Annotated in this window: 21 protein-coding genes; 20 read left to right on the top strand and 1 reads right to left on the bottom strand. The window is 57.8% G+C overall.

What is annotated here, in order from left to right:
* The first annotated feature begins 7 nt into the window (after positions 1-7).
* The 19 genes from ACGJAX_RS06055 to ACGJAX_RS05965 all read left to right on the top strand — a co-directional run bounded on the left by ACGJAX_RS06055 (position 8) and on the right by ACGJAX_RS05965 (position 20483).
* Positions 8-805, top strand: coding sequence for a ParA family protein (locus tag ACGJAX_RS06055; RefSeq protein ID WP_090326941.1), 798 nt, complete (start codon positions 8-10; stop codon positions 803-805).
* A gap of 9 nt (positions 806-814) precedes the next feature.
* A complete protein-coding gene (locus tag ACGJAX_RS06050) occupies positions 815-1687 on the top strand; it encodes a ParB/RepB/Spo0J family partition protein (protein WP_047535612.1) in 873 nt (290 codons plus the stop codon).
* A 148-nt stretch (positions 1688-1835) separates the two neighbouring features.
* Entirely contained in the window at positions 1836-2243 is a 408-nt protein-coding gene (locus ACGJAX_RS06045; RefSeq protein WP_047535609.1) for a F0F1 ATP synthase subunit I, read from the top strand.
* A gap of 16 nt (positions 2244-2259) precedes the next feature.
* A complete protein-coding gene (gene atpB / locus ACGJAX_RS06040) occupies positions 2260-3129 on the top strand; it encodes a F0F1 ATP synthase subunit A (protein ID WP_007969902.1) in 870 nt (289 codons plus the stop codon).
* 133 nt (positions 3130-3262) lie between these two features.
* Positions 3263-3520, top strand: a complete 258-nt coding sequence (atpE, locus tag ACGJAX_RS06035) for a F0F1 ATP synthase subunit C (protein WP_003097235.1) — start codon at positions 3263-3265, stop codon at positions 3518-3520.
* Positions 3521-3578: 58 nt separating this feature from the next.
* Positions 3579-4049: a F0F1 ATP synthase subunit B gene (locus ACGJAX_RS06030; protein WP_090326939.1), complete on the top strand. Its 471-nt coding sequence runs from the start codon at positions 3579-3581 to the stop codon at positions 4047-4049.
* 12 nt (positions 4050-4061) lie between these two features.
* The gene (locus ACGJAX_RS06025) at positions 4062-4598 is read left to right on the top strand and encodes a F0F1 ATP synthase subunit delta (RefSeq protein WP_090326933.1); all 537 of its coding nucleotides are present in this window, start codon (positions 4062-4064) and stop codon (positions 4596-4598) included.
* A gap of 21 nt (positions 4599-4619) precedes the next feature.
* Positions 4620-6164, top strand: coding sequence for a F0F1 ATP synthase subunit alpha (gene atpA / locus ACGJAX_RS06020; RefSeq protein WP_090326931.1), 1545 nt, complete (start codon positions 4620-4622; stop codon positions 6162-6164).
* A gap of 50 nt (positions 6165-6214) precedes the next feature.
* Positions 6215-7075, top strand: coding sequence for a F0F1 ATP synthase subunit gamma (gene atpG, locus ACGJAX_RS06015; protein ID WP_090326929.1), 861 nt, complete (start codon positions 6215-6217; stop codon positions 7073-7075).
* A 27-nt stretch (positions 7076-7102) separates the two neighbouring features.
* On the top strand, positions 7103-8479 hold the full coding sequence (atpD, locus tag ACGJAX_RS06010) for a F0F1 ATP synthase subunit beta (protein ID WP_090326926.1): 1377 nt from the start codon (positions 7103-7105) through the stop codon (positions 8477-8479).
* 45 nt (positions 8480-8524) lie between these two features.
* Positions 8525-8950 (top strand): F0F1 ATP synthase subunit epsilon, encoded by a 426-nt coding sequence (locus ACGJAX_RS06005; RefSeq protein WP_090326923.1) that lies wholly within the window; start codon positions 8525-8527, stop codon positions 8948-8950.
* 114 nt (positions 8951-9064) lie between these two features.
* Complete coding sequence (gene glmU / locus ACGJAX_RS06000) at positions 9065-10432, top strand: bifunctional UDP-N-acetylglucosamine diphosphorylase/glucosamine-1-phosphate N-acetyltransferase GlmU (protein ID WP_390957867.1); 1368 nt, start codon at positions 9065-9067, stop codon at positions 10430-10432.
* A 195-nt stretch (positions 10433-10627) separates the two neighbouring features.
* Positions 10628-11404 (top strand): DeoR family transcriptional regulator, encoded by a 777-nt coding sequence (locus ACGJAX_RS05995; RefSeq protein WP_390957865.1) that lies wholly within the window; start codon positions 10628-10630, stop codon positions 11402-11404.
* Between the two features lies 1 nt (position 11405).
* Positions 11406-13238, top strand: a complete 1833-nt coding sequence (gene glmS / locus ACGJAX_RS05990) for a glutamine--fructose-6-phosphate transaminase (isomerizing) (protein WP_247255219.1) — start codon at positions 11406-11408, stop codon at positions 13236-13238.
* A gap of 78 nt (positions 13239-13316) precedes the next feature.
* Complete coding sequence (locus ACGJAX_RS05985) at positions 13317-14219, top strand: LysR substrate-binding domain-containing protein (protein WP_390957863.1); 903 nt, start codon at positions 13317-13319, stop codon at positions 14217-14219.
* A 129-nt stretch (positions 14220-14348) separates the two neighbouring features.
* Positions 14349-14975: a glutathione S-transferase family protein gene (locus ACGJAX_RS05980; protein ID WP_390957861.1), complete on the top strand. Its 627-nt coding sequence runs from the start codon at positions 14349-14351 to the stop codon at positions 14973-14975.
* 63 nt (positions 14976-15038) lie between these two features.
* On the top strand, positions 15039-17069 hold the full coding sequence (locus ACGJAX_RS05975) for a pyridoxamine 5'-phosphate oxidase family protein (RefSeq protein ID WP_390957859.1): 2031 nt from the start codon (positions 15039-15041) through the stop codon (positions 17067-17069).
* Between the two features lie 110 nt (positions 17070-17179).
* A complete protein-coding gene (locus ACGJAX_RS05970; protein ID WP_390957857.1) occupies positions 17180-18376 on the top strand; it encodes a DUF3142 domain-containing protein in 1197 nt (398 codons plus the stop codon).
* Positions 18363-20483: a hypothetical protein gene (locus tag ACGJAX_RS05965; RefSeq protein ID WP_390957855.1), complete on the top strand. Its 2121-nt coding sequence runs from the start codon at positions 18363-18365 to the stop codon at positions 20481-20483. The genes ACGJAX_RS05970 and ACGJAX_RS05965 overlap by 14 nt, the downstream gene beginning before the upstream one ends.
* Here ACGJAX_RS05965 and ACGJAX_RS05960 read toward each other — a convergent pair whose 3' ends face one another.
* Positions 20484-21113 carry a LysE family transporter gene (locus ACGJAX_RS05960; protein WP_390957853.1) on the bottom strand — a complete coding sequence of 210 codons (630 nt, stop codon included), beginning with the start codon at positions 21111-21113 and terminating at the stop codon, positions 20484-20486.
* 146 nt (positions 21114-21259) lie between these two features.
* On the opposite strand from ACGJAX_RS05960, the gene ACGJAX_RS05955 reads away from it, so the two are divergent.
* The gene (locus tag ACGJAX_RS05955; RefSeq protein WP_090326856.1) at positions 21260-21733 is read left to right on the top strand and encodes an Lrp/AsnC family transcriptional regulator; all 474 of its coding nucleotides are present in this window, start codon (positions 21260-21262) and stop codon (positions 21731-21733) included.
* Positions 21734-21743: the final 10 nt, after the last annotated feature.

The raw sequence follows: 21743 nt of genomic DNA, 5'->3' as shown, positions 1-21743 counted from the left end.
AGCAAGAATGGCTAAGGTATTCGCGATAGCGAACCAAAAGGGTGGTGTGGGCAAGACCACCACCTGCATCAACCTCGCAGCATCCCTGGTAGCCACCAAGCGCCGGGTGTTGCTGATCGATCTCGATCCACAGGGCAACGCCACCATGGGGAGCGGTGTGGATAAACACGGTCTGGAAAACTCGGTCTACGACCTGTTGATCGGCGAATGCGACCTGGCTCAGGCCATGCACTTCTCCGAACACGGTGGTTACCAATTGTTGCCGGCCAACCGCGACCTGACGGCCGCTGAAGTGGTTCTGCTGGAAATGCAGATGAAGGAAAGCCGCCTGCGCAGTGCGTTGGCGCCGATTCGCGAGAATTACGATTACATTTTGATCGACTGTCCGCCGTCGCTGTCGATGCTGACGCTGAATGCGCTCGTCGCGGCCGATGGGGTCATTATCCCCATGCAGTGCGAGTACTTCGCACTGGAAGGGTTGAGCGACCTTGTGGATAACATCAAGCGTATCGCCGAATTGCTGAACCCTGACCTCAAGGTCGAAGGTCTGCTGCGCACGATGTACGACCCGCGCCTGAGCCTGATGAACGACGTGTCGGCGCAGCTCAAGGAACACTTCGGTGAGCAACTCTACGACACCGTCATTCCACGCAACATCCGTCTGGCCGAAGCTCCGAGCTACGGCATGCCGGCGCTGGCGTACGACAAATCGTCCCGTGGCGCTGTTGCCTACCTGGCTCTGGCCGGCGAGATGGTTCGTCGTCAACGCAAAAACTCACGTATCGCCGCTGCCCAGCCAACTTAAGGAATCCCCATGGCCGTCAAGAAACGAGGTCTCGGACGTGGACTGGATGCACTGCTGAGTGGTCCGACCGTCAGCGCGCTGGAAGAACAAGCGATACAAGCCGATCAGCGCGAGCTGCAACATCTGCCGCTGGATTTGCTCCAGCGCGGCAAGTACCAGCCTCGCCGCGATATGGATGCTCAGGCGCTCGAGGAGCTGGCGCAGTCGATCAAGGCCCAGGGCGTCATGCAGCCGATTGTGGTTCGTCCGATCGGTGGTGGCCGCTTCGAAATCATCGCCGGTGAACGCCGTTGGCGCGCGAGCCAACAGGCCGGTCAGGAAACGATCCCGGCAATGGTCCGCGATGTACCGGATGAAACCGCGATTGCCATCGCGCTGATCGAGAACATCCAGCGCGAAGACCTTAACCCGATCGAAGAAGCGGTGGCCCTGCAGCGTTTGCAGCAGGAATTCCAGCTGACCCAGCAACAAGTGGCCGAAGCTGTGGGTAAGTCCCGAGTGACGGTGGCCAATTTATTGCGCCTGATTTCATTGCCGGAAGTTATCAAGACGATGCTTTCTCACGGCGACCTGGAAATGGGTCATGCCCGTGCTTTGCTCGGTTTGCCGGATAATCAACAAGTTGAGGGGGCGCGACATGTTGTCGCACGCGGGCTCACTGTGCGCCAAACTGAGGCACTGGTTCGCCAGTGGTTGAGTGGTAAACCGGAGCCTGTTGAACCGGTAAAACCAGACCCGGATATCGCTCGACTGGAGCAGCGTCTGGCCGAGCGCCTAGGCTCTGCGGTGCAGATCCGCCACGGTAAGAAGGGTAAAGGGCAGTTGGTAATTGGCTACAACTCCCTGGATGAGCTACAAGGTGTACTCGCTCATATTCGCTGAAACATTTCCTCATGTAGCGCGCAGTCGGAAATCACTACCTGATAGTTGAATAGGGGCTGAACCGCCCCTATACTCTGCGCGCATTTTGTCGGCACAAATTATGCCAAGTTGTTGCATTTCGGCAGCCGACCATTGGAGAGCAATAGTGATGGAAACCCGCACGCCAAACCGCTTGCCGTTCCATCGTCTGGCAGTATTTCCGGTGTTAATGGCTCAATTTGTCATTTTGCTGATTGCCGCTTTGGCGCTCTGGCAATGGTATGGAGTCGTTGCCGGGTACTCGGGACTTTGCGGAGGCCTGATAGCCTTGCTGCCCAATGTTTATTTCGCTCACAGGGCATTTCGGTTTTCCGGTGCCCGAGCAGCTCAAGCCATCGTCCGGTCTTTTTATGCCGGCGAGGCGGGCAAACTGATTTTGACGGCAGTGCTCTTTGCATTGACGTTTGCAGGTGTGAAGCCATTGGCGCCGCTAGCTGTATTCGGCGTCTTCGTGTTGACCCAACTGGTCAGCTGGTTCGCGCCCCTGCTGATGAGAACAAGACTTTCGAGACCTTAGGGCGTTTGAGGCAACCATGGCAGAAACAACCGCTTCGGGCTATATCCAGCACCACTTGCAGAACCTGACTTTCGGTCAGCACCCTACCGGCGGCTGGGGCTTTGCCCACACCGCAGCAGAAGCCAAGGAAATGGGCTTCTGGGCTTTCCACGTCGATACTCTCGGCTGGTCGGTCGCACTGGGTCTGATTTTCGTTCTTCTTTTCCGCATGGCGGCAAAGAAAGCGACTTCCGGGCAACCAGGGGCTTTGCAAAACTTCGTTGAAGTATTGGTCGAATTCGTCGATGGCAGCGTGAAAGACAGCTTCCATGGCCGTAGCCCGGTGATTGCGCCGCTGGCACTGACCATCTTCGTCTGGGTGTTCCTGATGAACGCCGTCGACCTGGTACCGGTCGACTGGATTCCTCAGCTGGCCATCCTGATCTCCGGCGACCACCACATCCCGTTCCGCGCCGTGTCGACCACCGACCCGAACGCGACCCTGGGTATGGCGTTCTCGGTTTTCGCACTGATCATTTTCTATAGCATCAAGGTCAAGGGCCTCGGCGGCTTCATCGGCGAGCTGACCCTGCACCCGTTCGGCAGCAAGAACATCTTCGTTCAAGCCCTGCTGATCCCGGTGAACTTCCTGCTGGAATTCGTGACCCTGATCGCAAAACCGATCTCCCTGGCTCTGCGTCTGTTCGGCAACATGTACGCCGGCGAGCTGGTGTTCATTTTGATCGCCGTGATGTTCGGCAGCGGTCTGCTCTGGCTTAGTGGCCTGGGCGTAGTTCTGCAGTGGGCGTGGGCTGTGTTCCACATCCTGATCATCACCCTGCAGGCGTTCATCTTCATGATGCTGACCATCGTTTACCTGTCGATGGCGCACGAAGAAAACCATTAAGACCAGTCTCGACTAGTCTGATGTCCCTCCCGGTCAAACGGGAGGGTGCTCCTCACGGGGCATCTGAAACGATTTGTTTTACCGCTTTAATCTAAAAAACCTAAACCATACGACGTAAAAGTCGGGAGGAAAGATGGAAACTGTAGTTGGTCTAACCGCTATCGCTGTTGCACTGTTGATCGGCCTGGGCGCACTGGGTACCGCAATTGGTTTCGGCCTGCTGGGCGGCAAGTTCCTGGAAGGCGCAGCGCGTCAGCCAGAAATGGTTCCAATGCTGCAAGTTAAAATGTTCATCGTTGCCGGTCTGCTCGACGCCGTAACCATGATCGGTGTTGGTATCGCTCTGTTCTTCACCTTTGCGAACCCGTTCGTTGGTCAGATCGCTGGCTAATTACTCGGATCTTCCGAGTAATTTGATGTGATGGACAACGTAACTGCGAGGTGTTGGCGTGAACATTAATGCGACCCTGATTGGCCAGTCCGTTGCGTTCCTGATTTTTGTACTGTTCTGCATGAAGTTCGTATGGCCTCCGGTCATCACGGCGCTGCACGAACGTCAAAAGAAGATCGCGGATGGACTGGACGCTGCCAGCCGAGCAGCTCGCGACCTGGAGTTGGCCCAAGAGAAAGCGGGTCAACAACTGCGCGAAGCGAAAGCTCAGGCAGCTGAAATCATCGAGCAAGCCAAGAAGCGCGGTTCTCAGATCGTCGACGAAGCCCGTGAACAGGCTCGCGTCGAAGCTGACCGTGTGAAGGCTCAGGCTCAGGCCGAGATCGAACAGGAACTGAATAGCGTCAAAGACGCGCTGCGCGCCCAAGTGGGTAGCCTGGCCGTTGGCGGTGCCGCGAAGATCCTGGGTGCCACAATCGATCAAAACGCGCACGCAGAGCTGGTTAACCAACTGGCTGCTGAAATCTAAGCGAGGGCGATCATGGCAGAACTGACCACGTTGGCCCGACCTTACGCTAAGGCGGCCTTCGAGCACGCTCAGGCCCACCAGCAACTGGCCAATTGGTCAGCCATGCTCGGCCTGGCAGCAGCGGTGTCGCAAGACGACACCATGCTGCGCGTGCTCAAGGCCCCGCGACTGACGAGCGCAGAAAAGGCCGCCACGTTCATTGACGTGTGCGGCGACAAGTTCGATGCCAAGGCACAGAATTTCATCCACGTCGTTGCCGAAAACGACCGTCTCCCGCTGTTGCCGGAGATTGCCGCCCTGTTTGACCTGTACAAGGCCGAGCAGGAGAAGTCGGTAGATGTGGAAGTGACCAGTGCATTTGCATTGAACCAAGAACAGCAAGACAAACTCGCCAAGGTTCTCAGTGCACGACTCAACCGGGAAGTGCGCCTGCAAGTCGAGGAAGACAGTTCCCTTATTGGGGGTGTTGTCATCCGCGCCGGCGACCTGGTTATCGATGGCTCGATTCGCGGCAAAATCGCGAAACTTGCCGAAGCATTGAAATCTTGAGTTTGAAGGGGCAGCAGAGCAATGCAGCAACTCAATCCTTCCGAAATAAGTGAAATTATCAAGGGCCGCATCGACAAACTCGATGTGACCTCCCAAGCCCGTAACGAAGGCACTGTCGTCAGCGTATCTGACGGTATCGTGCGGATTCACGGTCTGGCCGACGTTATGTCTGGCGAGATGATCGAGTTTCCGGGCGGCGTCTACGGTATGGCCCTCAACCTGGAGCAAGACTCTGTAGGTGCCGTTATTTTGGGCGCGTACCAGTCTCTGGCTGAAGGCATGAGCGCCAAGTGCACAGGCCGCATCCTGGAAGTCCCGGTTGGTAAGGAACTGCTGGGTCGCGTAGTCGATGCACTGGGTAACCCGGTTGACGGCAAAGGTCCGCTGAACAACACCCAGACCGATGCGGTCGAGAAAGTTGCTCCAGGCGTGATCTGGCGTAAGTCGGTAGACCAGCCTGTACAGACTGGCTACAAGGCTGTCGATGCCATGATCCCTGTCGGCCGTGGCCAGCGTGAGCTGATCATCGGTGACCGTCAGATCGGTAAAACCGCTCTGGCGATCGACGCGATCATCAACCAGAAAGACAGCGGCATTTTCTGCGTCTACGTAGCCATCGGTCAGAAGCAATCGACCATCGCCAACGTGGTTCGCAAGCTGGAAGAAAACGGCGCACTGAAAAACACGATCATCGTGGCTGCAAGTGCTTCGGAATCTCCTGCGCTGCAATACCTGGCACCGTACGCCGGTTGCACCATGGGTGAATTCTTCCGCGACCGCGGTGAAGACGCGCTGATCGTTTATGACGATCTGTCCAAGCAGGCAGTGGCTTACCGCCAGATCTCCCTGCTGCTGCGCCGTCCACCAGGCCGTGAAGCTTACCCAGGCGACGTGTTCTATCTCCACTCCCGTCTGCTGGAGCGCGCATCCCGCGTTTCGGAAGAGTATGTAGAGAAGTTCACCAACGGCGCAGTGACCGGCAAAACCGGTTCCCTGACCGCACTGCCGATCATCGAAACCCAGGCTGGCGACGTTTCCGCGTTCGTTCCGACCAACGTGATTTCCATCACCGACGGTCAGATCTTCCTGGAATCGGCCATGTTCAACTCGGGCATCCGTCCTGCAGTGAACGCCGGTGTTTCGGTATCCCGTGTGGGTGGTGCCGCTCAGACCAAGATCATCAAGAAGCTGTCCGGTGGTATCCGTACCGCTCTGGCTCAGTACCGTGAACTGGCGGCATTCGCCCAGTTTGCTTCTGACCTGGACGAAGCGACCCGTAAGCAACTTGAGCATGGTCAGCGCGTTACCGAGCTGATGAAGCAGAAGCAATACGCGCCAATGTCGATCGCCGACATGTCGCTGTCGCTGTATGCCGCTGAGCGTGGGTTCCTGACTGACGTAGAAATCACCAAAGTCGGCAGCTTCGAGCAAGCGCTGATTGCTTACTTCAACCGCGATCACGCCGACCTCATGGCGAAGATCAACGTGAAGGGTGACTTCAATGACGAAATCGATAGCGGCCTGAAAGCCGGTATCGAGAAGTTCAAGGCCACCCAAACCTGGTAAGCCGCAGCGGGAGCCGCAAGGCTCCCGCTTGCTAACCTGATAGGTGTTACATGGCAGGCGCAAAAGAGATTCGCAGTAAGATTGCGAGCATCAAAAGCACGCAAAAAATTACCAGCGCCATGGAAAAAGTGGCGGTCAGCAAAATGCGCAGGGCACAAATGCGCATGGCTGCTACCCGTCCTTATGCGGAGCGCATCCGCCAGGTTATTGGTCATCTGGCCAACGCTAACCCGGAGTATCGCCACCCGTTCATGATCGACCGTGAAGTAAAGCGCGTTGGTTATGTCGTCGTGAGCAGTGACCGTGGTCTGTGTGGTGGCTTGAACACCAACCTGTTCAAGGCTTTGGTCAAGGACATGGCGGTAAACCGCGAAAACGGTGTCGAGATCGATCTGTGCGTGATTGGTAGCAAGGGTGCGGCTTTCTTCCGCAACTTCGGCGGTAACGTCGTTGCAGCTATCAGCCACTTGGGTGAAGAGCCGTCGATCAATGATCTGATCGGCAGCGTCAAGGTGATGCTGGATGCCTATCTGGACGGCCGTATTGACCGTTTGTCCGTGGTATCCAACAAGTTCATCAACACCATGACACAACACCCTACCGTGGAGCAGTTGGTTCCGCTGGTGGCAACCCCGGATCAAGCACTCAAGCACCACTGGGACTATCTCTACGAACCTGATGCCAAAGAGCTGCTTGACGGCTTGATGGTGCGTTACGTGGAGGCGCAGGTGTACCAGGCGGTGGTCGAGAACAACGCAGCTGAGCAAGCTGCGCGGATGATCGCGATGAAGAACGCTACCGACAACGCCGGTGATTTGATCAGCGAATTGCAGCTGGTCTACAACAAGGCGCGTCAGGCTGCGATCACCCAAGAGATCTCGGAAATCGTCGGCGGCGCTGCCGCGGTTTAACGGTTCAAATTTTCAGAGGATCCAGCTATGAGTAGCGGACGTATCGTTCAAATCATCGGCGCCGTTATCGACGTGGAATTTCCACGCGACAGCGTACCGAGCATCTACAACGCGCTGAAAGTACAAGGCGCGGAAACTACCCTGGAAGTCCAGCAGCAGCTGGGTGACGGCGTAGTTCGTACCATTGCGATGGGTACCACCGAAGGCTTGAAGCGCGGTCTAAACGTTGTCGATTCCGGCGCTGCCATCTCCGTACCGGTCGGTAAAGCGACCCTGGGCCGGATCATGGACGTTCTGGGTAACCCGATCGACGAAGCTGGCCCGATCGACACCGAAGAGCGCTGGGGTATTCACCGCGCTGCTCCATCCTTCGCGGAACAAGCAGGCGGCAACGACCTGCTGGAAACCGGTATCAAGGTTATCGACCTGGTTTGCCCGTTCGCCAAGGGCGGTAAAGTCGGTCTGTTCGGTGGTGCCGGTGTAGGCAAGACGGTAAACATGATGGAACTGATCCGTAACATCGCCATCGAGCACAGCGGTTATTCCGTGTTCGCCGGTGTGGGTGAGCGTACTCGTGAGGGTAACGACTTCTACCACGAGATGAAGGATTCCAACGTTCTGGACAAAGTGGCACTGGTTTACGGTCAGATGAACGAGCCGCCGGGAAACCGTCTGCGCGTAGCACTGACCGGCCTGACCATGGCCGAGAAGTTCCGTGACGAAGGTAACGACGTTCTGCTGTTCGTCGACAACATCTATCGTTACACCCTGGCCGGTACTGAAGTATCCGCACTGCTGGGCCGTATGCCTTCCGCAGTAGGTTACCAGCCGACCCTGGCTGAAGAGATGGGCGTGCTGCAAGAGCGCATCACTTCGACCAAGCAAGGTTCGATTACGTCGATCCAGGCCGTATACGTACCAGCGGACGACTTGACTGACCCGTCGCCAGCGACCACCTTCGCCCACTTGGACGCCACCGTCGTTCTGTCCCGTGACATCGCTTCCCTGGGTATCTACCCAGCGGTAGACCCACTGGATTCGACTTCGCGCCAGCTGGACCCGAACGTGATCGGCAACGATCACTACGAAACCGCTCGCGGTGTACAGTATGTTCTTCAGCGCTACAAAGAACTGAAGGACATCATCGCGATCCTGGGTATGGACGAGCTGTCGGAAGCCGACAAGCAGTTGGTAAACCGTGCTCGTAAGATCCAGCGTTTCTTGTCGCAGCCGTTCTTCGTGGCTGAAGTCTTCACCGGTGCTTCGGGTAAATACGTTTCCCTGAAAGACACCATTGCTGGCTTCAAAGGCATCCTCAACGGTGACTACGACCACCTGCCAGAACAAGCGTTCTACATGGTTGGCGGCATCGAAGAAGCGATCGAGAAAGCCAAGAAACTGTAATCCCGGCGCCCGGCAACGGGCGCTAATTTAGGTTGAGGCAATCAGATGGCTATGACAGTCCATTGCGATATCGTCAGCGCGGAAGGGGAAATTTTTTCCGGTCTGGTCGAGATGGTGATTGCGCACGGTGCACTGGGTGATCTTGGTATCGCTCTGGGTCACGCGCCGCTGATCACTAACCTGAAACCAGGCCCGATCCGCCTGGTCAAGCAGGGCGGGGAAGAGGAGGTGTATTACATCTCCGGTGGTTTCCTCGAGGTTCAGCCGAACATGGTCAAGGTCCTTGCCGATACTGTGCAACGCGCTGCCGACCTGGACGAAGCCTCCGCTAAGGAAGCCGTTAAGGCTGCCGAGAAGGCATTGCATGAGCGTGGCGCGGAATTCGATTACGGTTCTGCTTCCGTACGTCTGGCCGAGGCTACAGCTCAGCTGCGCACCGTCCAGCAGATCCGCAAGAAGTTCGGCCGCTAAGGCAGCGCTTGTTGTGTGATTGATTAAAAAGGGTAGCCTCGGCTACCCTTTTTTCTTTTCTGATGTCCACCACTATGGTCGCAGCCGCTGACCACCCAGGATTAGTAGCCAGTCATGTCTCTTGAAATCGTTATTCTCGCTGCCGGTCAAGGCACGCGCATGCGTTCGGCCTTGCCGAAAGTCCTGCACCCGATCGCTGGCAATTCGATGCTCGGTCATGTTATCCACAGCGCCCGACAACTTGATCCACAGCGCATTCACGTGGTCATTGGTCATGGTGCCGATGCTGTTCGTGAGCGTCTGGCGGCCGATGATCTGAATTTTGTCCTTCAGGACAAACAACTGGGCACCGGACATGCCGTGGCCCAGGCCGTACCCTTCATCAAATCCGACACGGTGCTGATTCTTTATGGGGACGTGCCACTGATTGAAGTGGAAACCCTGCAACGCCTGCTCAAGAAAGTTGCGCCACAGCAGTTGGGTCTGCTGACCGTTAATCTTGACGATCCGACCGGTTATGGCCGCATCGTGCGTGACGCCGCGGGCAATGTCACCGCTATCGTCGAGCAAAAAGACGCCAACGAAGCCGAGCGCGCAATCACCGAAGGCAATACCGGTATTCTGGCCCTGCCATTCCAGAGCCTTGGCGGCTGGATGAGCCGGCTCTCCAACAATAATGCCCAAGGCGAGTATTACCTGACTGACGTGATTGCCATGGCGGTGAGCGACGGCTTGGTGGTGGCAACCGAACAACCCCATGACGCGATGGAAGTGCAGGGCGCCAACGACCGCAAGCAGCTATCGGAACTTGAGCGTCACTATCAATTGCGTGCCGGTCGCCGTTTGATGGCGCAGGGCGTGACGCTGCGTGACCCGGCTCGTTTCGATGTCCGTGGTGAAGTTAAGGTTGGCCGAGACGTGTTGATCGATATCAACGTCATCCTCGAAGGCAAGGTCGTCATTGAAGATGACGTTGTCATCGGTCCTAACTGCGTGATCAAGGACAGTACCTTGCGCAAAGGCGTGGTGGTCAAGGCCAACAGCCACATCGAAGGCGCCATTCTGGGTGAAGGCAGCGATGCCGGGCCGTTCGCACGTTTGCGTCCAGGTACGGTGCTGGAGGCTCGCGCGCATGTGGGTAACTTTGTTGAGCTGAAAAATGCCCACTTGGGCGAAGGTGCCAAGGCTGGTCATCTGACTTACCTGGGAGACGCCGAAGTGGGCGCTCGTACCAACATTGGCGCCGGCACCATCACCTGCAATTACGATGGTGTGAATAAATGGAAAACGATATTGGGTGAAGATGTGTTCATCGGCTCCAACAATTCGTTGGTGGCACCTGTGGATATCTCTTCCGGAGCAACCACTGCGGCTGGTTCGACCATTACCCTGAATGTGGATAAGGCGCAGTTGGCTGTGGGTCGTGCCCGCCAAAAGAATATCGATGGCTGGAAACGGCCTGAGAAAATCAAGAAGAGCTGAGTTATCCACATTGATGATCGTCTGAAGTTATTCACAGGCAATCAGTCGCGTTGTGGGCAAGTCTCGCTCCCGCCGGAGCGGGATTTGCCGCGCTGCTTTTATCCACAGCACCTCTTTATCACACCAGGGTTGACGAAGTTTCGTTAATAGGTTTTTATTGGTTTCGTTATCTTTCGAAACGAAACTTAATCAGTCATGTCGAAACGCAACACACCTCAACGTCGCCACAACATTCTTGCCTTGCTCAATGAGCAGGGTGAAGTCAGTGTGGATGAGTTGGCCAAGCGCTTCGAAACCTCTGAAGTTACGATTCGCAAGGATCTGGCAGCCCTTGAAAGCAACGGCCTGCTGCTTCGTCGTTATGGTGGCGCAATCACCATGCCCCAGGAACTGGTGGCCGATCACGGTCAGTCGGTCTCCAAGTACAAGCAGGCCATTGCCCGCGCTGCAGTGGTGCGGATTCGCGAACATGCGCGAATCATCGTCGACAGCGGTAGCACCACTGCGGCAATGATCCCGGAGCTCGGTCAACAACCGGGCCTTGTGGTGATGACCAACTCCCTGCATGTCGCCAACGCCTTGAGCGAACTAGAACATGAGCCGGTGCTGTTGATGACGGGCGGCACCTGGGATCCGCACTCCGAATCCTTTCAGGGTCAGGTGGCCGAGCAGGTACTACGCTCTTACGACTTTGATCAGCTGTTTATTGGTGCCGATGGCATCGATCTGGTCCGCGGTACAACCACCTTCAATGAATTGCTTGGGCTGAGCCGGGTCATGGCAGAAGTGGCCCGCGAAGTGGTCGTTATGGTGGAGGCCGATAAAATTGGCCGCAAGATCCCAAACCTGGAACTGCCCTGGAGCAGCGTCCATACCCTCATTACCGATGATCGCCTGCCACTTGAGGCACGAAATCAGATACAGGCGCGTGGAATCACATTGATCTGCGCGACTGTCAGTCAGGAGAAATAGCATGTGTGGAATTGTCGGCGCCGTCGCAGAACGTAACATCACCGCCATCCTGGTCGAAGGCCTGAAGCGTCTGGAATACCGTGGGTATGACAGCGCCGGTGTGGCGGTCTACACCAATGACGCAAAACTGGAACGCCTGCGTCGCCCGGGCAAAGTCAGTGAGCTGGATCTGGCCCTGGCCGAAGCGCCGCTGGTTGGTCGTTTGGGTATCGCCCACACACGTTGGGCGACTCATGGCGCCCCGTGTGAGCGTAATGCGCACCCGCATTTTTCCGGCGACCTGGCGGTGGTGCACAACGGCATCATCGAAAACCACGAAGCCCTGCGTGAACAGCTCAAAGCCTTGGGTTACACCTTCACTTCGGACACCGACACCGAGGTCATCGCCCACCTGCTGGACCACAAACTCAAGGACCTGGAAGACCTGACCGCAGCCCTCAAGGCAACGGTCAAAGAGTTGCACGGTGCGTACGGCCTGGCAGTGATCAGTGCTCGGCAGCCAGATCGCCTGGTCGCTGCCCGTAGTGGCAGCCCATTGGTGATCGGTCTGGGTCTGGGTGAAAACTTCCTCGCGTCCGACCAGTTGGCGTTACGCCAGGTCACCGACCGCTTCATGTACCTGGAAGAAGGCGATATCGCCGAAATTCGTCGCGACAGCGTGCATATCTGGGACGTTGACGGCAAGGCGGTCGAGCGCGAAGCCGTGCAGTACCGTGATGGCGCAGAAGCGGCCGATAAGGGTGAGTTCCGTCATTTCATGCTCAAGGAAATCCATGAGCAACCGTCTGTAGTACAGCGAACCCTGGAAGGGCGCCTGAGCCAGACTCAAGTCCTGGTGCAGGCCTTCGGTCCACAAGCGGCCGAGCTGTTCGCCAAAGTACGCAACGTACAGATCGTCGCCTGCGGCACCAGCTATCACGCAGGCATGGTCGCTCGTTACTGGCTGGAAGAGCTGGCTGGCATTCCGTGCCAGGTCGAAGTTGCCAGTGAATTCCGCTACCGCAAGGTAGTGGTACAGCCGGACACACTGTTCGTGACCATCTCCCAATCCGGCGAAACCGCCGACACTCTGGCCGCGCTGCGCAACGCCAAGGAATTGGGATTCCTCGCCAGCCTGGCAATCTGTAACGTCGGCATCAGCTCGCTGGTGCGAGAATCCGATCTGACCTTGCTGACCCAGGCCGGTCGCGAAATCGGCGTGGCCTCGACCAAAGCTTTCACCACGCAATTGGTTGGATTGCTGTTGCTGACCCTGTCTCTGGGCCAGGTGCGCGGCACGCTGAGCAAAAGCGTTGAAGCAACGCTGGTCGAAGAGTTGCGTCGCTTGCCAACCCGCCTCGGTGAAGCGCTGGCCATGGACAGCACCGTGGAGAAAATCGCTGAGTTGTTCGCCGAAAAAAATCACACCCTGTTCCTCGGACGTGGTGCGCAATTCCCGGTAGCGATGGAAGGGGCGCTCAAGCTCAAGGAGATTTCCTACATTCACGCCGAGGCTTATCCGGCTGGCGAGCTGAAGCACGGTCCGTTGGCGCTTGTGGATAACGACATGCCAGTCGTCACCGTGGCGCCGAACAACGAGTTGCTGGAAAAACTGAAGTCCAACCTTCAGGAAGTCCGCGCCCGTGGTGGCGAGCTGATCGTCTTCGCCGATGAACAGGCTGGCATGATCAATGGTGAAGGCACGCATGTTGTGCATATGCCGCACATCCACGACATCCTGTCGCCGATCCTCTACACCATCCCGCTGCAGCTGCTGTCGTACTACGTGGCTGTGCTGAAAGGCACCGACGTTGACCAGCCACGCAACCTGGCGAAATCGGTGACTGTGGAATAAGTTATCCACAGCTGATCCAACCCTCTAAAAATCGCAGCCAATGGTTGCGATTTTTTTATCCGAATCGAGGACATGCCCATGGACCGCTTTCAGGAAATGCAGGTCTTCGCCGCCGTGGCTCAGGACCAGGGGTTTTCGGCGGCGGCGCGGCGTCTGGGCATGTCGGCAGCCAGTGTCACCCGCGCGGTGGCGGCTTTGGAGAAGCGTATTGGTACGCAGTTGCTGACGCGCACCACGCGCAGCGTGCACCTGAGCGAGGCAGGCCAGCGTTATCTTGAAGATTGTCGGAGAATTCTCGCTGAGGTCCAGGAAGCCGAGGATTCGGCGGCGGGCAGTCATGCCCAACCCCGTGGGCAATTGACGCTGACGGCGCCGGTGTTGTTTGGTGAGCTGTTCATCACACCGCTGATGGTGAATTTTCTGACGCAATTTCCCGACGTCACGATCAATGCGTTGTTAGTCGATCGGATAGTGAGTGTGGTGGAGGAGGGCATCGATGTGGCCGTGCGCATCGGTGAGCTACCCGACAGCAATCAGCACGCCATTCGAGTCGGTGAGGTGCGACGAGTGATTTGCGCGTCACCGCAGTTTCTTGCCATTCACGGAAGGCCAAGACATCCGCAAGACCTGGCGAAAGCGCCAATCATCGCCACATCGTCGATAGGCCAACAAAGAAGCTGGCCATTCCTGGTCGATGGCGAGGCGCTGAATGTCCGTCCTGAACCACGGCTGGTGGTGACGGCGAATCAGGCGGCCATTACCGCTGCGAGCCTTGGCCTGGGCTTCACTCGGGTTTTGTCTTATCAGGTGGCGGGCAAGGTCGCGGCTGGAGAGCTGGAGATCATCCTGGCCGACTTCGAAATGCCGGCTTTGCCCATTCATGTGATGTATCAGGGAGGGCGCAATGCCCCGGCACGCGTCCGCAGCTTTGTGGACTTTACCGTGAAGGCGCTCAGGGAAAACCCCGCACTGAGCGGCTGATGGTTTATTGCGCTGGTTGAAATAATGGATTGCGTTTGCTGGTTATTCTGTTGTTTTGGTGACTGGTAGAAGATGACTGCCTCCTGCGCTGATCCACCGAACAGCGCTCTTCACCCTGCGGAGTCGACCATGCAAGCCATCAAACTCTACAACTTTCCCCGTTCCGGCCACGCGCACCGTGTGGAGCTGATGCTTTCGCTACTGCAATTACCAACCGAGTTGATCTTCGTCGACCTGGCCAAGGGCGAACACAAGCAACCGCAATACCTGGCACTCAATGCTTTTGGTCAGGTGCCGGTGCTGGATGACCAAGGCGTGGTATTGGCCGATTCCAACGCGATCCTGGTTTATCTGGCACAGAAATACGGCAAGGGTCGTTGGTTGCCAACCGATCCGGTGGGTGCCGCCAAGGTGCAGCGTTGGTTGTCGGTGGCTGCCGGGCCGATTGCTTTTGGTCCGGCCAGGGCCAGGTTGATCACGGTATTTGGCGCACCTTACAACGCTGAAGAAACGATCGCGTACGCCCATACCGTGCTGAAGGTGATCGATCATGAATTGGCCAATACGCCTTGGCTGGCTGGCAGCGAGCCGACCATCGCTGACGTGGCAGCCTACAGCTACCTCGCCCATGCACCTGAAGGCAATGTCTCGCTGGACGACTACGCCAACATCCGCGCCTGGCTGGCACGGGTAGAAGCCTTGCCAGGATTTGTCGGCATGCCGCGCACCGTTGCGGGCCTGCAAAAAACTGCCTGATGCTAGCGGCCCGACACTGTCGGGCCCTTCACGCTGCGCCGAGAGTGCAGGGGAGTAGCCGTAATGGACCGTTCACCGTGGCATGCTGGCGAAAAAGAGTTGCAGGCTCATGTGGGTGTCGCTGAGCGAATGGAGGTGTTGGGGCGTCGGGTAATTCGCACCGAGATGCCCGACCAGCACCGTACGTTCTATCAGCAACTGCCGTTCATGCTTTACGGCGCGGTGGATGCAAATGGCAATCCGTGGGCCAGCGTGCTGGAAGGAGCACCGGGCTTCGCCCATTCACCTGAACCAGGGCTGTTGCAATTCAGCAGCTTGCCGGCTGCCGATGATCCGGCGCAATTGGCTGATGGAGCGGCGATCGGTCTGCTTGGGATCGAACTACACACCCGGCGTCGCAACCGTATCAATGGTCGTATCGGCGCAATGTCCTCGAACGGCTTTAACGTGACGGTGCAGCAGTCTTACGGCAACTGTCCGCAATACATTCAACTACGGCAGTTTCGATCCGTGCCATTGGCAGATCCGGCAACCCGACTCGCGCAGCATTACAGCGAGCTGGATGAGGCGGCCAAGGCGATGATTGCCGAGGCAGACACCTTCTTTGTCGCCAGTTATGTGGACGTCGAGGGTGAGCGTTCGGTGGATGTTTCCCATCGCGGCGGTCAATCCGGTTTTGTGCAGGTAGAGGTCAATCGCCTGACCATCCCGGATTTCGCCGGCAATCTTTTTTTCAACACATTGGGCAATCTTCTGGCCAATCCCAAGGCCGGTTTGTTGTTCATCGATTTCAATTCCGGTGACCTGCTGCAACTCAGCGGTCGCACCGAAATCATCCTTGAAGGTCCACAGGTCGAAGCCTTTCAGGGTGCCGAGCGCTTGTGGACGTTCCACGTGGAACATGTGGTGCGTCGACCCGCCGGCTTGGCTTTGCGCTGGCGTTTCGACGGTGTTTCACCCACCAGTTTGCTGACGGGTACTTGGGCACAGGCCGAGGCCCGCCTGCAAGCTCGGGCCCTTGGCGATAGCTGGCGGCCGTTGCGGGTAGTGAAGATCGAACCGGAAAGCCACGACATTCGTTCGATCTATCTGGAGCCCGCCGATGATGCCGGTTTGCCGTTGTTCCACGCCGGGCAGCATCTGCCCTTGCGGTTCAACATTGATGGCGAAGTGCATATCCGCACGTATAGCCTGTCGAGCGCACCGTCCGATGATTTCTTCCGCATCAGTGTCAAACGTGACGGACGTGTGTCTTCACACCTGCACGAACAGGTTCACGTCGGTGATCTTTTGGAAGCGCGTGCACCTCAAGGGCATTTCACCGTAGCCCCTCATGAGCGCCGTCCGCTGGTGTTGATGGCCGCCGGAGTTGGCATTACGCCGCTTTTGTCGATGCTGCGTGAGGTGGTTTATCAAGGTTTGCGCACCCGCCGTATTCGGCCGACCTGGTTCTTGCAGAGTTCGCGTACGTTGGGCGATCAAGTGTTTCGTCGTGAACTGGACCGCTTGCTTGATGACGCTGGTGATGCCGTCAGGGTAGTGCGGCTGCTCAGTCAACCAGAGCCCTCGGCGCGTGAGGGTGAAGATTTCGACCTGACCGGACGAATTGACGTCGCGCTACTCAAGGATCTGCTTGAGGTCGAGGACTACGATCTTCTGGATTTCGTCCTGTGCGGACCGGGAAGTTTTACCCAGGCGATGTACGACGGATTGCGCGAGCTGGACATCCGCGATGCAAGGATTCACGCCGAAACCTTCGGGCCCTCCACATTGCGTCGGCAACCAGACCCTGACGCCGTGGTTATCGAACAACCGCCAGCCGCCACCACGTCGGTGCCGGTGGTGTTCCAGCGATCCGCCAAAGAGGCTCGCTGGCAACCCGATGGCAGCAGTCTTCTGGAACTGGCGGAAAGTCGCGGACTACGCCCGGAATTCAGCTGCCGAGGGGGTTCCTGCGGGACCTGCAAGACTCGCCTGATCAGCGGCCAGGTGCATTATCCACAGCCACCCGCCGAAGTACCGGAGCAAGGACAGGTGCTGATTTGTTGTGCAATTCCGGCTCAGGGCGAGCAGCCTCTGGTGCTGGATATCTGAAGAATCGTCATAAGCCATCATTGCCCGGAGAGCGATGGCTCAGTAGGGTAGAGCGCAGAACGAAAGGGCCGTCACTGGCCCTTTCTGCATTTTCAGGGATAGGCGCCTTAATGGTTTTTCTTGCTCGCTGGATCGTCCTGCTGACATCGCTGGCGCTGTTCAGCGGTTGCGAAGAACAGGATGCTCCGCCACTCGATCAGCAGCTCTATGTCTGGCAACGACAATGGACACCTGATCATGACGTCGCTCTGATGGACAGCCGCGCAGACTTTTCCACTTTGCGGGTGTTGGCGCTACAAGCCTTTCCCCAGGCCGGCTGGAGTCGGGCACGGATTGATCCTGCATTGCTCAAGCGAGACGGGCGGCCACTGATTGCGGTGATTCGCCTTGATGGTCAGCTCAAGTCGTTGGATCAGGATGAGGTCACGACACAGATTCAACAGGTGATCAGCGATTGGCAGGCGTTGGGACTGAGCCTCTCCGGTGTGGAAATCGACCACGATGCAGGTAACGCCCGGCTACCGGCGTACCGTGAGTTTCTGCAGCATTTGCGCGCCAATCTGCCAGCCTCTTTGCCGCTGAGCATCACCGCGTTGCCGGCGTGGCTCGACAGTCGCGAATTGCCTGCATTGTTATCCACAGTTGATAGCAGCGTGCTGCAAGTGCATGCCGTCAGCGACCCGCGTCGTGGTCTGTTCGATCCGGCGCAGGCCCGGCACTGGGCGAAAGAATGGAGCCGTATCACTTCGAAGCCCTTCTATTTAGCGTTGCCGGCCTACGGCGTGGCGTTGTTGCCAAGTGCTGACGGTGCGCCAATCGTGGAAAGTGAGATACGCCTCGAACGTGAGGGCAAGCGTCAGGAATTGCTGGCCGACCCACGGCAACTCAGACAGCTTGGCGCCGAATTGCGTGCCGATCCGCCGGCACATCTGGCGGGCCTGATCTGGTTTCGCCTGCCTCTGGCCAACGACCGTCGCGCCTGGAGCCTGACGACCTTGCGCGCTGTAGTACGCGGTGACGCGCTGAACAGTCGGTTGGCGCTGAAACTCTCGGCTCAGGAAGGCCTCTATGACATCGGCATCAGCAACGAGGGCAACCTCGATACAGCCTGGCCTGAGCGTGTGACATTGGCGGTTCGAGGGTGTGAGGGGGCGGATGCGCTGGCCGGTTATGCGTTGCAACAAGGCCCGGATCTGCTTACCTTCACTCGCCTGCATGACGGTCGAATAGCGGCTGGCGGACAGCGTGCCATGGGTTGGGCTCGCTGCGCACATATTGATCAAGGAGGTTCGAATGTTTACCCGTAACTGGTCCCGCCATCTACTTTGCCTGAGTCTCAGCCTGCCGCTGGGTTCGGCGTTGGCGTGCGGGCCGGATTTCCCCATGCGCCTGCTCGACAATCGTAACCAGTCGCTGGCGGAACTGCCTGAGGGTAACTTCAATTTCGAGGTCAATCGCCTGGGGCATGCCATTGCCGGGTTGAAACACGTCACTCAAGCCGTCAACAGCATGGAAACAACCGACTATGCAGAACAGCGAAGTCAGGCCGAGCAGGCAGGTTTGACGGCCGATCAGCAGGCGCTGGTGCAACAGTTGCGTGCGTTGACCGATGCCCACCAGGTTGAGGTTGAGGGCGAAAAGCTGCCGGCTGAGCTCAAGTTCTATCTGGCCGGTGCCGTGGCATTTGCTGGCGGTGATTTTGGATTGGCGGCGAAATATTTTCAGAAGGTATTGGCGCTGCCGGCCGATCAACGATCGTTGCGCAGCACATGGGCTGCATACTCGCTGGGCCGGGCGTTGTTTGCCATCAGCTCGGAAGCGGGCGCCGATCCCGACGTGCTGGCGCAGTCGCGCCAGGCTTTCGAGCAAACCCGGCAACTGAGCATCGATGGTTTCAGCGATCCGCTGGAGTTGGGCGTTGCGAGTCTGGGTGAACAAGCCCGCGTTGCCCGGAAGGAGGGCGACTGGAACAGCGCCATCGAATTGTATGCCACGCAAAACCTCCAGGGTTCGGCGGTTGGCTACACCTCGCTGAAGCTGTTGATGGCTGATCTTGCAGCGATGCCGGACGATCAACTGGCCGAACTGCTCAAGGGCAAAGCGGTACAACAACTGATCACGGCGTCCTTGATCAGTCGACTGGGTTGGTCATTCGGCGATCAGCCGCCCAACGAACAGAAATTGATCAAGCTCCTTCAAAGCAGCACGCGCGGTACGCTCGATAACGCCGATCGCCTGGCGGCGGTCAATTATCAACAGGGTGACTACGCCAGCGCCAAGGCCTTCCTGGAACACGCCGGCGATGGCGGCCTGGCTTGGTGGCTGCGGGCCAAACTGGCGGTGCGCGAGGGTGATAAAAATGCTGCGGCTGCCGCTTATGCGAAGGCGGCCCAGGCTTTCCCGCAGAATGAATCCTGGGGTGAGCGCAGAACGCCGGACTACGATTACGAAACGCTCCAGCCCAAGTGTCGGGTCGAAGGCGAAAGCGCGATTCTGGCCTTGCAGCGCGGGGATTACCTGCAGGCTTTTGATCAGCTTTATCGAAGCAACGACATTTACTGGTTCGATGCGGCTACAGTCGCCGAGCGCGTGCTGACCGTCGATGAGCTCAAACATTACGTCGACACTCAGGTTCCGGCGCCACCGGCACTCAGTCAGCAGGATCGCGATAACTATGTACCGCTGCCGGTGGCCGCCAAGCTGCGCAATTTGCTCGGGCGGCGCTTGTTGCGTGAAGCACGTTACGAAGAGGCACCGGCCTACTTCGACAGCGTGGATTTACAGAATAAGGCAACGTGGTATGGGCAGTTGCGCCAGGACGCTGAATCAAAATGGTGGCCGAGCAAGCGTGCATTTGCCTATTTCCACGCCGCAACGCTGGCCCGATTCGACGGAATGGAACTCTTGGGTTACGAGATGGCCCCGGACTACGCCACATTGGCTGGCAATTACAGTCTCGAAAGCAACGAACTCAAAGTTGGTCCATGGGTGGCCGAACAGGAAGTCATCCGCCAGCGTGTCAGTGCTGCCCAACCCGATCGGCGTTATCACTACCGTTATGTCGCCAATGCATTGGCCAGTCGTGCCGCCGATTACTTGCCTCATACCAGTCAGGCATTCGCGGCTGTGCTGTGTGCGGCGACCGGGTGGAATACCGATCCTGATGAAAAACGCGCTTTCTATCAGCGCTACGTCAAGGAAGGACCTTATGTTGATTGGGCCGTATTTTTCGGCGAGCGCTGCCCTTATCCGGAAATCGAGAATGCTGATAAGCGTTACGTGACCCAAGCTATGGCCCCCATCCGTGCAACACTTCGGCCCTACAAAAAGTGGCTGGAGATGGGGGGTGTCGTGGTGTTTACAGCGATCGCCCTGTTGCTGATCAACCGTCACAAGCGCAAGAAGCGGGCGTAATTACGCCTGCTGAACAAAGGTCAGCCGCACGGCGAAACCGATCAACAGACTGCCAAACAGCCACTGCTGCAGGCGTTGGGCGGATGGACTGCGTTGCAGCCATCGGCCCAAGGCCGCACCGACCAGCGCATAGGCACTGTCGAACAGCAAACCGACGGCCACCAACACCACGCCCAACGTCGCGAATTGTGCGAGCACCGGCCCGGCGTGCGGATTGATGAACTGTGGCAACAGCACGGAGCAGAACAACAACGCCTTGGGATTAAGCAGGTTGGTCAGCAGGCCGCGCTGTATCGCCTGCGCCCAGCGCGGTTTCCCCGTGGTTTGATGGGCGCCATTGAGGTTCGGCAGCAGGGTCGTGCGCAGGCACTGAACACCGATCCACAACAGGTACGCGGCACCGGCCAGACGCACCACGTCGAAGGTCCAGGGCGCCGCCTTGAACAGTGCCGCCAAACCCAATGCCGCCAGCGCCACATGGCAGGCCCGGGCGATGGCCAGGCCCACCGCCGCGGCCAGCGCAGCGCCTTTGCCCTGGCGAGCACCGGTCTGCAACAGCAGGATCATGTCGGGACCGGGCAATAAATACACCACCGCCAATGCCATGAAAAACAGCCACAGTCCCGCCATGTTGCACCCCCATTCGTTGTCGATTCGGTAGGGCCAGTCTAGGGTGCAAGGGCCGGGCAGGTGGTTGCGTAGTTCGCTTCTAAAACGGCCAGCCTTGGCATAATCTGCCAGCTTGTGAGCCATTCACCATCGGAATCTGCCAAACCATGAAACTGGATGCCTACGACCGCAAGATTCTCGCCGCACTGCAACGGGACGGTCGCTTGAGCAATGTGCAATTGGCTGACGAAATCGGACTGTCTGCGTCGCCCTGTTTACGGCGGGTGCGGATGCTCGAAGAGGCCGGGGTGATTCGTGGCTATCAGGCCAATCTGGATCGCGATGAAGTCGGGCTTGGCTTGACCGTGTTCGTGGGGGTCAAGGTCGAGCGCCATAACGACGAGCAGGCAGAAGCCTTTCGACTGGCGGTGACGGCACTGCCCGAAGTGATTTCGGCGTTTCTGGTGTCAGGGGAATCGGATTTTCTGTTACAGGTGGTGGTGCCGGATTTGCGTGCGTATGACCGGTTTCTCACGGGATGCTTGTTGAAATTGCCGGGCGTGAGCGATATCCGCAGCAACTTTGCCATTCACACGGTGAAGACGCCGGGGGCGTTGCCCTTGGGGCATTTGCCGCTTTAGCCAAGGCGAT

The organism is Pseudomonas moorei, from assembly GCF_042846945.1.
GTDB lineage: Bacteria > Pseudomonadota > Gammaproteobacteria > Pseudomonadales > Pseudomonadaceae > Aquipseudomonas > Aquipseudomonas moorei.
Note: the sequence above shows the minus strand (reverse complement) of the source record. Positions and strands in the feature narration are given on the sequence as shown.